The organism is uncultured Marivirga sp., assembly GCF_963974845.1.
In the GTDB taxonomy this organism is placed as follows: domain Bacteria; phylum Bacteroidota; class Bacteroidia; order Cytophagales; family Cyclobacteriaceae; genus Marivirga; species Marivirga harenae.
This window is the reverse complement of the sequence record NZ_CAXBEQ010000009.1, coordinates 87,462-101,648: the sequence shown is the minus strand read 5'-3', so window position 1 is coordinate 101,648 and position 14,187 is coordinate 87,462. Positions and strand designations below refer to the sequence as shown.

At 36.7% G+C, this 14,187-nt stretch carries 13 protein-coding genes; 8 read left to right on the top strand and 5 right to left on the bottom strand.

Annotated elements, in window-relative coordinates; all coding sequences use genetic code 11:
* Nucleotides 1-42: 42 nt before the first annotated feature.
* The 4 genes from AAC601_RS17425 to AAC601_RS17410 are packed head-to-tail and all read right to left on the bottom strand — an operon-like array spanning nucleotide 43 to nucleotide 1,927.
* Nucleotides 43-426 (bottom strand): hypothetical protein, encoded by a 384-nt coding sequence (locus AAC601_RS17425; protein ID WP_340153970.1) that lies wholly within the window; start codon nucleotides 424-426, stop codon nucleotides 43-45.
* Nucleotides 427-437: 11 nt separating this feature from the next.
* A complete protein-coding gene (locus AAC601_RS17420; RefSeq protein WP_340153969.1) occupies nucleotides 438-731 on the bottom strand; it encodes a hypothetical protein in 294 nt (97 codons plus the stop codon).
* 42 nt (nucleotides 732-773) lie between these two features.
* A complete protein-coding gene (locus tag AAC601_RS17415; RefSeq protein WP_340153968.1) occupies nucleotides 774-1,430 on the bottom strand; it encodes a hypothetical protein in 657 nt (218 codons plus the stop codon).
* Between the two features lie 29 nt (nucleotides 1,431-1,459).
* Nucleotides 1,460-1,927, bottom strand: coding sequence for a hypothetical protein (locus tag AAC601_RS17410; protein ID WP_340153967.1), 468 nt, complete (start codon nucleotides 1,925-1,927; stop codon nucleotides 1,460-1,462).
* 231 nt (nucleotides 1,928-2,158) lie between these two features.
* On the opposite strand from AAC601_RS17410, the gene AAC601_RS17405 reads away from it, so the two are divergent.
* From AAC601_RS17405 to AAC601_RS17370, 8 genes are all read left to right on the top strand, one after another.
* On the top strand, nucleotides 2,159-2,395 hold the full coding sequence (locus AAC601_RS17405) for a hypothetical protein (protein ID WP_340153966.1): 237 nt from the start codon (nucleotides 2,159-2,161) through the stop codon (nucleotides 2,393-2,395).
* A 319-nt stretch (nucleotides 2,396-2,714) separates the two neighbouring features.
* Nucleotides 2,715-3,449 (top strand): 3-oxoacyl-ACP reductase FabG, encoded by a 735-nt coding sequence (gene fabG, locus AAC601_RS17400; RefSeq protein WP_340153965.1) that lies wholly within the window; start codon nucleotides 2,715-2,717, stop codon nucleotides 3,447-3,449.
* A 44-nt stretch (nucleotides 3,450-3,493) separates the two neighbouring features.
* A complete protein-coding gene (locus AAC601_RS17395; protein ID WP_340153964.1) occupies nucleotides 3,494-4,483 on the top strand; it encodes a ketoacyl-ACP synthase III in 990 nt (329 codons plus the stop codon).
* Nucleotides 4,484-4,511: 28 nt separating this feature from the next.
* The gene (locus tag AAC601_RS17390) at nucleotides 4,512-6,035 is read left to right on the top strand and encodes a sodium:solute symporter (RefSeq protein ID WP_340153963.1); all 1,524 of its coding nucleotides are present in this window, start codon (nucleotides 4,512-4,514) and stop codon (nucleotides 6,033-6,035) included.
* Nucleotides 6,025-7,509 (top strand): AMP-binding protein, encoded by a 1,485-nt coding sequence (locus tag AAC601_RS17385; protein WP_340153962.1) that lies wholly within the window; start codon nucleotides 6,025-6,027, stop codon nucleotides 7,507-7,509. Before AAC601_RS17390 ends, AAC601_RS17385 begins: the two co-directional genes overlap by 11 nt.
* 428 nt (nucleotides 7,510-7,937) lie before the next feature.
* Nucleotides 7,938-9,335 (top strand): hypothetical protein, encoded by a 1,398-nt coding sequence (locus AAC601_RS17380; protein ID WP_340153961.1) that lies wholly within the window; start codon nucleotides 7,938-7,940, stop codon nucleotides 9,333-9,335.
* Nucleotides 9,336-9,520: 185 nt separating this feature from the next.
* The gene (locus tag AAC601_RS17375) at nucleotides 9,521-10,492 is read left to right on the top strand and encodes an alpha/beta hydrolase (protein ID WP_340153960.1); all 972 of its coding nucleotides are present in this window, start codon (nucleotides 9,521-9,523) and stop codon (nucleotides 10,490-10,492) included.
* A gap of 21 nt (nucleotides 10,493-10,513) precedes the next feature.
* Nucleotides 10,514-12,967: a TonB-dependent receptor gene (locus AAC601_RS17370; RefSeq protein ID WP_303270247.1), complete on the top strand. Its 2,454-nt coding sequence runs from the start codon at nucleotides 10,514-10,516 to the stop codon at nucleotides 12,965-12,967.
* Nucleotides 12,968-13,088: 121 nt separating this feature from the next.
* Here AAC601_RS17370 and aroF read toward each other — a convergent pair whose 3' ends face one another.
* The gene (aroF, locus tag AAC601_RS17365) at nucleotides 13,089-14,102 is read right to left on the bottom strand and encodes a 3-deoxy-7-phosphoheptulonate synthase (protein ID WP_340153959.1); all 1,014 of its coding nucleotides are present in this window, start codon (nucleotides 14,100-14,102) and stop codon (nucleotides 13,089-13,091) included.
* Between the last annotated feature and the right edge of the window lie 85 nt (nucleotides 14,103-14,187).

Below are 14,187 nucleotides of genomic sequence, written 5' to 3'. Positions count from 1 at the left end.
ATGTAAAAGAATACTAGGACTATTCATCTTAGTAAAGTTATATTAGGACAATAATGTAAAACTGTAAAGTAAAATCAGGACGAGACAATTAATCCCTGAAACGCGCATATCATTTAAATGCTGAATCATGTATTGGGCGCCAACGGGTGCATTATTGCCATCGAAACCTGCATCAAAAGCAACATTTAATCGTACTTCGTGATCTTCCGAAAACCGTTTTTCCCAATCTGCCAATGCATATTTAGCTATGACACCTCCTGAACTCAAACCAATAATGACTATATCCTCCTCACGCTCCGAATGAGCTTTTAGCTCCTTAATTGCTTTCTGCACGAGATAAGCACTATTCTGCATATAATCAGTTGATTCGTCAAAGTTTAGATGTACTATATCGTAACCATTTGTTTCTAATCTATCCTTTAACAATTGTACTTCTGCTAACTTTTTTCTAAAAACGAATTGTAATCTTTCGGTTTATCCCTTTCCCATATCCAAAGCGTTGCAGGGTTAACATAATCTGTCTCGTCAAAGCCTTCCACAATCAATATTGGTTTATCCAGCTTTTCATTAGAGGATTCACCGTAATCGTAGGTTAAGGTACCGCTTGCGTAATTGGATGAAAGCGAATATTTATCGTCTGCTGTGATTGGGTCTGTAAAGTCTCCTCCTTCCTCTATAGTTCTATTTGATTCGCTTTTCCTGTTTTGAAAATACTTAGAGTGGGACTGCATTTTATCCTCAAGAGAGAAAATGATTTTAACCGAATCCTGATTTTAATATCTTATTGTGTAATAAGAACCGGGTTTGAGTTCTCGAAACCCATTTCCATCACCAAAATCAACCTTTAGGTCTTTTTTCTTAAATTCATTGTTCGAGAAAAATGATTTGTTGTCGAGGTAGAAAGTTTGATTTTGCTTCAATTCTTGGCTTCCCAGCGAACCCATCGCAAACATAGATTTCTCCACAAAAAACTCATCCTCTATTTTGTTAGAATTATTTACTAACTTCTTATTTTTCAAGATTATCTCCCCAGAGCTAATAGCGTTTTCTATTAGCCGATTATAATGGAAAGCAAACCCGGCCATGTAAATGGTATCATTGCTTCCCTTACCTTTTGCAAATAAGTCCTCAATCTCTGAATAATGCTTGAGCTGGTTTTTCTCTTTAATTTGCATGGTGAAAAGCGTGGCATAGATTTTACGCAATTCTGTTTCATCTACATAATTTGAATCTGAAAGTTCACCATTATAATAGTCTATTCTTGTAAAAGGATGCCCCTGTTCCAGCAGCAGATTAGTTGACAATTTGTTCAGTTGGAAATTATCAAATAAGTGCTCATAAAATTCTTCACGATTTGAAATGGTATCATATTTTTGCGCCATTAAAAAAACTGGGCATAGTAATATTAAGGTTAAAATTTTAAGTTTCATTTTAAGGTGATTTTAAGTTTAAAGAAATGCTATAAAGTCATATCAAATCTGCCATTGGTAATTTCAACTGTTTCCCCTTCTTTAGAGAATACAGTTCCGGAAAAGGTTCCAGCAAAAATACCCGCATCCAAATCTATTTTATGAAGATTGATTACCGCATTGCTACCATCCTCAATATTGGATCTATAATTTACACTATTATCATCATTATATTCGATATAGTTGTGATCTGATATCAGTTCGTAGGTTTTATTTTCCTCAAGTTTTTCATTAGCAACTAATAAAATGGATAAACTATGGCTATTGCAACTGCCACTTAAGGTAAAAGTAGAGTCATTAGGATTCCCAATTGCATGAGCAGACTGCCAAAGTCCTTCTATGCAGCCTTCTTGAACTTCACCGTCTGCTTCATAACCAAAGGTGCCTTTGCCTTCGGCTGTAATGGGAGGGAGTTTGTTTGGAAGTACTTCTTTGCACCCCTGATTTATAATAAACATGCATAAAAGGAATAATAAGATAGACTGTTTAATTAGGTAAGGCTTTGATACTTTAGTAAGTTATTATTTCTTTATTAAAAAAACAAGTAGACTATATGATTTTAAATCAAGCCCTATTTTTAAGCAATCTTCAACCTTACAGAATACTATCAAGTTTTATCAAATCTGCCGTTGGTAATTTCAACTGTTTCCCCGACCTGAGAAAATACAGCTTCGGAAAAGATATCTTTTTTGCCTTCGAAAGTGATGAAGGACTTTGAGCTAATTAAAAGGCTGTGGAAAAAACATCGATTTGGAATTATTCCTAAATCCGTAAAAGTATCTGCTAGGAAATATGAACTCAATAGTTATTGGACAGTGAACATGGCGAATCTGAAAATGTACCGCATGTTTATGAAAGGCTATCATCCTCAAATCTTGAAAGGAAAATATTTTCAGTTGATAAAGCATCCGAAAGAAAGTAAATAGTCAACCCTTATTTAAATTAAATTTGACATATTGACAATAAATCCATTTCCCACCTTTCAGGTGTTTTCACCTGAAAGAATCTATTAGATGCGATGAGCCAATTTAGTAGTTGTTTAGGTGAAAACACCTAAACATGATAGGGGTTAGAGCAGTTATTTAAGTGAGAACACCTTAATACGGGAAGAACAAAATAACGTGACCAAATTCAGCCACTAATTATATAAAAACATCAACAATAGTCAACCCCTCCAATTTAAACTCACCTATTGAGCTATAAACCCTAATTACCCAATTTGCTTTCCAAAATTAATCGACATTTATGGAAAGACTAAAAGATAAAGTAGCGGTGATTACGGGTGGAGCCAACGGAATTGGAAAAGCCACCGCAGAAAAATTCATTGCCGAAGGTGCTCAAGTTGCCATTTGGGATATTACTAATGAAAAAGGTGAAGAAACTGCCAAAGATTTAGGAAACAATACCAAATTCTATCAAGTAGACACTACTTCGTTTGAGCAAGTTGAAAAAGCGGCAAAGCAAACTCATCAAGATTTTGGTAAAATCGACATCCTCATCAACAATGCTGGTATCACACAAGATGCGACATTAACTAAAATGACGATCGAGCAATGGCAGAAAGTATTGGATGTAAATCTCAGCGGAGTGTTTTATTGCACTAAAGCTATTTCACCTTTCATGGTGGAGCAAGCCTACGGAAGAATTGTTAATGCTTCATCAGTGGTAGGTGTTTACGGCAATTTTGGACAAACCAATTATGTAGCTACAAAAGCTGGGGTAATCGGTATGACCAAGACTTGGGCAAAAGAATTAGGCAGAAAAGGAATTACCGTGAATGCAATTGCTCCGGGCTTTATTGCTACGGAAATGGTCAAAAGCATACCGGAAAAAGTAATCAATATGCTAGAAGGAAAAACACCACTGGGAAGATTAGGTGAACCGTCAGAAATTGCCAATGCCTACGCATTCTTAGCATCTGATGAAGCCTCTTTCATCAGTGGAACTACGCTTAGTGTTGATGGGGCAGTTACCATCTAATTTAGAGATTTCCAAAACCATTCTATTCAGACTTTATATAAACTATGAGAAAAGCAGTAATAAGCGGGACAGGTTCACATGTTCCTAAAAGACTATTAAAAAACGAATACTTTAATGAACTTTTGGGTGAGGATGTTGATACCTGGCTGCGTGAGAATTTAACCATTGAGCAGAGATACTGGTGCGATGAGGACGAATCAACCATTGACCTATGTGAGCAGGCTGCTCACAAAGCATTGGAAAGTGCCGGTGTACGAGCAGATGAATTAGACCAAATTATCGTCTCTACCGATACTCCTGAGTATATTTCACCGGCAACTGCTGCCATATTACAACATCGCTTAGGTGCAAAAGGAGCGGGAACATTCGACTTAAATACCGCCTGCGCAGGATTTGTAACTGCACTAGATACCGCCTCAAAATATATTATTGCGGATCAGCAGTACCGGCATATTTTAGTGATTGGTGCATATGCAATGAGCAAATATTTAAATAAGTCCGACAAAAAAACCGTGACGCTCTTCGCTGATGGTGCTGGCGCGGTAATCCTTAGTGCGGAAGAAAATACTGAGAGCGGTTTTATCAATGCACACCAATTCACTGAAGGTCAATATCATGATTGGATGGGAATTTATGCTGGAGGTGCTGGATCTCCTGTGACACACAGTGTAGTTGATAGCGGTAAACATCAACTGCAATTTGTCAAGAAATTCCCTAAAGAGTTGAATCCTACCATGTGGACGGAAATGAGTAATAGAATGGCGAAAGAAGCTGGAATTGAAATAAAAGATGTAAGCAAATTCTTCATGACTCAAATTAATATCAATGCCATCTATGAAATGTTGGATAATTTGGGTCTGGAAAAAGACAAAGCAAAATACATTATGCATAAATACGGATATACTGGTTCTGCGGCTATCCCAATGGCTCTGGACGAATCTTTCCGAAGCGGAGAAATAAAAAAAGGGGATATCATTTTTATGATTGGTTCAGGCGGGGGGTTATCCTTTGCAGGAGCGGCTTTCAGATTATAATTTTTTAAACTTAGATTTAGCAGTGAATATGAACATAATATTAGGGATGATACCTGTAGCGACTGCAACGGTCATTTTATTGTCAGTATATGCAATTGCAGTTATATACCTTGTTTTCAAAGGTTTTAAGCAGACGCAAAATATGAATGACTATGCCGTTGGAAGCATTTCATTCTCACCTGCTTTTGTGGGATTATCTTTGGCTGCCTCCATGACTAGCGCTGCCACTTTCATTATCAATCCTGGATTAATTGGTACTTATGGAATCAGCGCATTTATTTCGTACGGTTTGGCATTGCCTATAGCCGCTGTTTTTTCTCTTATTTTATTAACCAAGGGCTTTAGGAAGTTTGGAAGCAAAGTGGCTGCATTAACTATGGCTCAATGGATGGGAAATCGCTACAGCAGCAAAGGCTTCGCGTTATTTTTTGCATTTCTCTCTCTCTTACTCATTACATTCATAGTATTGATTTGTGTAGGAATAAGTCAAGTATTGTCAAAAGCTTTGGACGTAGATGCTGTTTGGGTACTGATTGGAGTTGTAGTTTTTATTTTTGGATATATGATGTTTGGTGGAGCTAATTCTATGGTTTACACCAATGCCATTCAAGCCATTTCAATGCTAGTTGTAGCAATCATATTAATTGGCTCAGGTTATGAGTATTTGGAAAATGGTATTAATGGTTTTTTTGAAAAGCTCAACAGTATAGACCCGATCTTAACCAAGCCTTTAAATCCAAAGAGTCCGATTTTTAGGGATTATTTTGAAATTATCTTTTGCCAAATGGTAGTGGGTATAGCCATTGTCTGCCAACCGCATATTTTGACTAAGTCTCTACTTTTAAAGAAAGAAAGCGATGTAAACCGCTACTTAGTAGTAGGTGCGATCGTACAATTCCTTTTCTTCTTGGTAGTGATCGCTGGACTCTATGCTCGAATTGAATTTCCTACTTTAATGCTTGACGGAAGCCCGATTGCACCTGACGGATTAATTTCCACCTATGTAGTCAGTAAATTTCCAGTTTACATCAGCATTATTATTATTTTTGGTCTAATCTCTGCAGGTATGTCGACCCTTGAAGGCTTAATTCAAAGTTTAAGTACTACCATCACCTCTGACATTCTATTAAAAATCAGTCCTAAGAATATGCGTAAAAAGCTTACTAAGCCCAAAACCGGGATGTTAGTAAACAAATTGGTCATTATCTTATTGGCAGTAGTTTCCTTTATATTTTCATACCAGCAATTAATAAACCCCAACATGAGCGTGGCAATATTTGCGCAAAACGGAGTTTATGCCTACTTCTCCTGCGCATTCATACCCGTTCTTTTTGGTATGTTCTTTCAAAAAACCAATCCAAAAGCGGTGTATTTTGCAGCATTTACTGCACTAATAGTATACTTTAGCATCTATTATGGAGGCTTAACTCCTTATATGCAAGGAGAGGTTAAAAATCCAGCAATATCATCGACCATTGCCATAATAAGCTCTTCAATTGTCGGATTAATTTTTTATGTTGTATTACCAAAACAAGAAACAAATGAAGTGTGATTGGTTTGAAAAATGGAGCACTTACAGTCCGAATAAATTAGCTGTTAAAAACATTGATACCGGCCTAGGGTATGATTACAAATCGCTCAATTACGGTGCTAATGGCTTATCCAAAATCTTGGAGAACGATTACAACTTAACTAAGGGAGATAGACTATTAATCCTCGCAGACTTTAATGCCGAATATGTAGCGCTTTTGGGTGTCTCTCAAAAAATGGGTGTGATTTTGGTACCTATCAATTATAGATTAAGTGCAAGTGAAATCGCATTTTTGGTTCAAAATTCAGATCCTAGCCTTATCATAGTAGCTGACGAATATAGAAGTTTACTGAAAGAGGTACCTAAAATAGTCGGTGAAAAAGTGATTAGTTTCACTCAGTACAGTGAATGGCTTGGCAGCGCTGCAACAGAGCGAAATGCAGAATATATCTCTAAGCCTTTGGAAGAAACTCATCCTGCATTTATCCTTTATACATCAGGAACAACGGGTCAACCGAAAGGAGCCATCTATACACACGGGATGATGCTTTGGAATAGTATTAACACTTCTATTCGGTTGAAAATCACTTCTGACGATATCTACTTAAACGTAATGCCACCTTTTCATACCGGAGGCTGGAATGTTCTGACTGCACCTATTCTACATTTTGGTGGAACCCTCATCATGATGCCTAAATTTGATTCGGAAAAAGTTCTGTATGCTTTAGAAAAAGAACAAGTAAGCATAGGTATGTTGGTGCCTACCATGGTAAGGATGCTGAGTGAAAGTGAAAATTTCAAAAAGACAGATTTCAGCAAATTACGCTTTATGATAGTGGGTGGTGAAGCATTACCGATTCCATTGATTGAGCAATGGAATGAACAGGGAGTCCCTATCCGCCAAGGATATGGGCTGACAGAATGCGGTCCCAATATTACCTCATTGGAAGCTGAAGATGCTATTCGAAAAAGAGGATCGATTGGTTTCCCGAATTTTTATGTGGATACAAAATTAATGGATGAAAATGGCGTGGAAGCAGGGTCTCAAGAAAAAGGAGAGCTTTGGATTAAAGGCCCGATTGTAACGCCTGGTTATTGGAAAAACCCTAAAGAAACGGAAAAAGCTATAGTGGATGGATGGTTCAAAACTGGAGACATTCTTAAAGAAGATGAAGAGGGCTACTTATATGTGGTCGATAGAATTAAAAACATGTATATCTCTGGGGGAGAAAATGTATATCCAGCTGAAGTGGAGAAATGTATTCTTAGGCATCCTGAAATAAAAGAAGTCTGTGTTATTGGGGTACCACATGAAAAGTGGGGAGAAGTAGGGAAAGCTTTTGTGGTATTTAAAAATGGCCAAAAAGAAACCTGCGATCTAACTGCCTATTGTATTAAGCATCTGGCAAAATATAAAGTTCCTAAACACTTTGAGGTTTTAGAGGAGCTGCCTAAAAACGATACTGGTAAGATTAATAGGAAAATGTTGAGCTGACCCCTTCCCTTGTTTGCATTTAAATTAGCAGTATAAAGTTAAAAGCGCTTTGTCCCCCATGTTTAGGTGTTTTCACCTAAACAACTCCAACAGCTATCTTTATCTCACAGATGCTTTCAGGTGAAAACACCTGAAAAGGGGAAAGCAAAGTTATTAAAGCGGAAGTGGTGAAAACACCTGAAAGAGTGAGTAATAAATTTGATTAGGGGACACACATTACATAATTTATAGAAATTTGCTTTTACCTCTTGATGTAATAGGCTTATTACAAAAATAAACACGGCTAATTTTCTTTGTTTTCTTTTGTAACTTTTGTGATGGGAACGGGCTGACTGTTGGTGAAGTATAATATATTTTTGATTTAATACATAAATTAACTTAATTTTCGTGGCCGTAAGATTCAGGTTTCACATTAGTCCACTACCCTTTTGAAAAAACAGAAACTTAAAAAATTCAATGAATACATTTTGGGTCTTTTACCCCATGAAACTACTTACCTATTAAATAAACAACAATTTGCAGACCCAGACAATCTCACCATCCTAAAGCAAACTCATGAGAAGGTTGCTGGCGTTACTCCACAACCTGATTTTTCCACTCATATTGATAAACGGAAATATTCCCGTATGATGCAGTGGATTAGCGAAAACCTGAATAATGCAGATGTAGACAAAGAATTTGACCAACTGATCGAGCTAGAGAAGAAATTAATGAATGATGCCATCAGTACTGAGGATGAGCAGATTCTGTTAACCATAATTAAGAATACGGATACCTCTCATTACTACTTCATGAAGCGCTTTGAGTTAGCAATGCATTTACTTAATTACCTATTGGTTCGAATGCGCCATAAAGAATATAATGAAGCAGTGAATTTTGTCAATTGTTATAAAAACAATTACGACCAATGTCGACTGGTGTACGGTCGAATTCAAGAAGCAACTTTCGATATTACGAATCAATACACTTTTAACGATAAAGAATCAAAGCAGTGGGAAAGTTGGCTTCTCACCATCTTCAGAGATCCCATGATGGATGGAATGAACCGCTATTACGCTTTGGTCCGGTTGATCTTTCTATACTACAACTACAATCAGCAAGAGAAAATGGAAAACCTGTTTGAGGAAGTAGAGCCTCTGCTGGAATCCGGAAATTTTTATAGCAAACGAATTTTGATCAACTATTATGGAAATCGGCTACTATTCCATAGCAAGGCTAATCAGCTGGATTTAGCAGAAAAATACGGTTATCTATCGATTCGAGTTGAAAACAGTGATTTTTTGCACTATGTAAATAATCTCAATACCGTTTTATTAAAAAAAGGAAAAACACAAGAAGCCTTAAGTTTAATGAAAACTGCCTTCCCACAAGCAAAAAAAAGTGCCAATTTCCACCACCGGGTCAGCTTTGTAGCTTCTTACGTTCGTTGTCTTACCGATTCAGATGAATTAAACAAAGCCATAACCCATGCAGAAATATTTCTTTCCGCTTACAAAAAAGAACTTCTGGAACATAGATGGCATTTTTTCTTTACTGTTTACTTTAGGGCCTTGTTCTTAAAAGGTCATTACAGAAAAATATTACAACACATAAACAAGTACAAACTTCTAGAAAGAGAAGCTAAGTATCTCCAAAAAATTACGTCCGTTGCGACATTAGAATGGTATTACAATTCTGCATCTTACAAAAGTGAAAAAATAGAACTTGATGCCTTAAAAGAATTCTCAAAAAGTTTCTTAAAGTCCTACAACAAAATCACTAACCGAAGCAAAGCAGTAAACGAATTGTTAAAAGACACCCAAAAAGTGATTCCCGAGATGTTCTAAAACACGAAAGTCGCACCCATTTAGAACTACTGAAACCAATCTATTTTATCTAAATTGATGCTTATTTACACTTCCCCTTGCAATAGTCAACCTCCATTTAATAATATTCTTCATTTGGTTTAAAATAAGCTTTCATAGATTAGCAAAAGCGATTTAAAGCAAAGTTAATTTTATACAAATGAAAAATGAAAGTACATTATTCTTACAACAAAAAGAATTTCACTCTAAGTGTTATTCTTCTAATAATCATAATCATGGGCTTGATCTCTAGCAATGCATATAGTCAAGCTCAATTTGAGGCCTTGGCATATCCTTACGAAATGAAAGTAGCAAAGCTTTCTGACAATAAGTCCATGGCATATGCTGACTTAGGGGAAGGCGAGCCTATCCTATTTATTCATGGTTTGGCCAGTTATGCCCCTGCTTGGAAATACAATATCAAAGATCTGTCTAAATCCTATAGGTGTATTGTGGTGGATTTGATAGGCTACGGAAAGTCGTCAAAGGGAAAATACACTGCCGACATGAGTTTTCATGCCGAACATCTATTTGAATTAATGGAAAAGCTTAATATCTCTACGTATCATGTAGCGGGTCATTCGATGGGCGGGCAAATCGCATTAAAAATGGCTATTGAGCAGCCTGAAAAGGTAAAGTCGCTAATGTTAATGGCTCCAGCTGGAATTGAAACCTTCACAGATCAGGAAAGGACTATTTTTAAGAACTCGACAACTGTAGAAAATATTGCTAATGTTTCAGATGAGCAATATCGAATTAATCTTTCATTGAATTTCTACGAAATGGATGAAAAGGCTGAATTTATGTATGAAGACAGGATGAAAATCAAATCCGATGAACAATTCATGGAGTACAGCTATGTGGTAGCTGAAGGCGTAATCGGAATGTTAAATGAACCTGTATTCGATCAATTGGGTAAAATTATTCAACCCACATTAATATGCTACGGAAAGGAAGACCGATTAATCCCAAATACCTACTTACATAAAAATTTAAATACTGAATTAATCGGAGAGATTGCTGCAAAGAAAATCCCTGATAGTCAATTGGAAATGATATCAAAAGCAGGTCATTTTGTTCATTTTGACCAAGCGGAACAAGTGAATCAGATCATGAAAAAATTTTTAGAAAACAATTAAACCACTAAATATACGACTACTATGAAAACTATAATTACAATTTTTATGAGTGTTTGTCTTTTTTGGGCAAATACTTCATTCGCACAACAAACCATTACTGGTAAAGTAATGGATGGAGACACAAACGATCCTTTACCAGGCGTGAACGTGATGATCGAAGGGACTCAAGAAGGTGTTTCAACTAAAACAGATGGTACCTTCGAATTAAAAACTTCAAAAACTGATTTTACATTAGTTTTTAGTTTTATAGGCTTTGAAACACTTAGGAAGTCAGTAAGCGGATCTTCAAATGTAGGAACAATTACAATGACACCTTCACTGGTCTATTTATCAGAACAAGTAGTGGTTTCTGGAACAAGAAAAGCAGAGAAAATCACAGAAACACCGGCAACCATACAGGTTATTGATTCAAGACAAATCAATGAATTACCTTCTTTCAATCCAGGAGAACTACTTGCAAGAGTAAAAGGAGTTGAATTTGTCAGATCGGGTGTGATTGGTACGGGTGTCAATATCAGAGGTTTTAACAGTAACTTCAATGCAAAAAATCTCCAAGTAAATGATGGTAGATTTGCCACTTTAGTTGCGACCGGTTTACCATTCGGCCCTCTATCCACTAATATCAAAGAAGATGTTGACCGAGTTGAAGTTATTTTAGGACCAAATGCGGCTCTTTATGGACCTAATGCCCACAACGGATTAGTAAATACAATAATGAAAGACCCAAGAACCTCGGAGGGAACAACAGTTGCCTTAGGAGCTGGTAATCAAAACATGTTTACTGGTAGATTAAGACATGCGCAAAAGATCTCTGATAAGCTCGCATTCCGAGTTTCAGGAGAATATACTAGAGGTACCGAATTCGAATATGCTGATTCTGTCTATATCACAAGAATTGACAATGAAGGTAATCCTTACAGAAGAGGATATGAGGAATTGGAACTTGATAGAGATTTCGAATTTTTAAGAGGTAATGCTTCAATGGTGTATGAAGTAGCCGATAATGCAGAGTTAGTGGCCACTTGGGGAGGAAGTAGCAGTACCTATCTTGCTCCGACTAATGTAGGTAGAAACCAAATCAAAGATTGGAGAATCAATCATTATACTTTAAAATTCATCTCTGATAAATGGTTTGCACAAGCTTATTTAACTACAAGTAAAACTGATTCTACTCATTCACTAGATGATAGAACCAAAGCCTATTATGGAGCTATAGATGCTGGCGTTTCTGATGCAGAGGCTAGAGGACCTATGTCATATCAAACGGGAGCTTTGTTTATTGATGACTCAAGAAGATTCAATGCTGAAATTCAGCACAACAATAGCATAGGTGATTTGGATATTGTTGTAGGTTCTCAGTTTCAAAGAGACATGGCCAATAGCCATGGAACCTATTTATTGGACGAAGATGAAAATGATTTTATTACTATTAATCAAGTCGGTTTCTACACACAACTGGATTATAAACTTGGTAATGGTTTTAAGTTAACCGGAGCAGCCAGAGGCGATTATCATCAAATTTATGAATTCAATTTTGTTCCAAAAGCAGGGCTTGTAAAATCATTTGACTTTGGTGCAGTACGATTAACCTATAGCAAGGGAATAGCCGCTCCTACCATCTTGAACATGTATGGTGATTTGTTTAGCGGTTTAATTTTAGGAAATGCAGAAGGATTTACCTTAGCTGATGGGAGCATGATTGAACCTCAGAGAGTAGAACAAATACAAACCATTGAATTGGGATATAAGGGTAAGCCTGCAAAAAAATTATTTGTAGATGCTAATGCGTACTACAATATGTCCAAAGATTTCCTAAGCCCTGTGACAGTTGTTGGTGTTACTACCCAAAGAGGTGATACGCCAATAGAAGAAGTGCAGTCTGGTTATGGCGCTTATGGTGGATTGGTTGCTACTTACATTAATTTTGGAGAAGTAGATACATATGGTTTTGATCTCGGCATAAACTATGCCCTAACGAATACTTTAAGCTTGAATTTGAATTATTCATACTTCGACTATAGTGTTGATGAAAACAATATGGAAAATGATTTCAATAACGATGGCGTAGTGAATAAACTAGATGTATTGGTCAACTCCCCAAATAATAGAGCAGGTTTTGGACTAACGTATTCAGGTAGCAAATTTTTTGGTACTGTTTTCACCCGCTGGGTGGAAGAATTTGACTATTTCTCTAGTTTTCAGATCGCAGCTAAAACTCAGGATCTAACCTATAGAGGTACTCCTATTGTTGAAGATGCTAGAAGTACAGATTCTTGGAATTATGGGCCACTGGGAGGATTTGTGAATGTTGATGTAAGTTTAGGTTATAGAATAAATGATAAATTCACTGTTTCAGGTCAAGTTACCAATCTATTTGATTCAGAAATCAGAGAATTCACAGCCTCCCCTTTCATAGGCAGATTATTCAATTTTGAATTTAAAATGAACTTGCCTCCGATCGGAAGTAAGAAGTAATATTCAAAATCATTACAACCAACCTTCACTTAAAAGACTGCTAGTACTAGCAGTCTTTTTTTGCTTCAAAAAAGCCTCTGTATTGCTACAGCAGCTTCGGTCTTACTTCATTTAAAATATATCAATTCAGCTCTCCTCTTAGATCATACGCCTTTCGCATCTTATTTACCATCGCACTGCTTTCCTCAAAATATAGAGATTGTTGACCATCACTCATAGCTTTTTCCGGATCAGGATGTAATTCATATATTACGCCATCAGCCCCAGCCATGATTCCTGCTAAAGCTACCGGTTCAACATATTTTCTGATGCCTATTCCATGTGATGGATCAACCACTACTGGCAAATGCGATCGGTCCTTTAAGACAGGGATAGCATTGATATCTAAAGTATTTCTAGTCATATTTTCGAAGGTTCTTATACCTCTTTCACATAAAATTAAGTCTTCATTTCCTCCACTGAACACATACTCTGCTGAATACAATAGCTCCTCAATAGTACCACTCACTCCCCGTTTTATCATTACAGGTTTGTCAACTTTTCCCAAAGCATCAAGTAAATTGTAGTTTTGTGTATTTCTTGCTCCTACTTGGAATATGTCAATGAAATCATACATCTCTTCCACCTGAGAAACTTGCATCACTTCTGTAATGATCTTGATGCCAGCCGCTTTGGCTTTTTCATGCCACATACGCAAGCCTTCCATCCCCAGGCCACGGAAAGAGTAAGGGGAACTTCTAGGCTTGTACACTCCTCCACGCATAATTCTTACGTTATTTGCCACTAAATGAGCAATAACAGCATCTACTTGCTCTTCATTCTCAATACTGCATGGACCCGCCATAATATTGAAATGATTTTGGGAGATAATATCTCCATCTCTAAGCTTGATTTCAGCAGGATTGACCTTCCATTTTTTAGAAACCAGCTGATAACTATCGGAAACCACATGCACATCCTTGACACCTTCAATATGTCCGATTTCACGGATGTCAATATCACCTTTTTCTAATGCAACCAGGTAAAATCCTTTTTGAGTTTGTACCTCACTCACCGATTTGGTGAATTTTCCCAAAGAAGCAATTAAGTCCTCTTTTTGAGTGTTGTTTATGTTTTTTTCTAATTGTAAAATCATATTTTTAGATATTTAGAACCTAGAGTCTAGATTCTGGAATCAAGACTTTTCGATCAACTCTATGTTTATTTTTTATATATTTCAA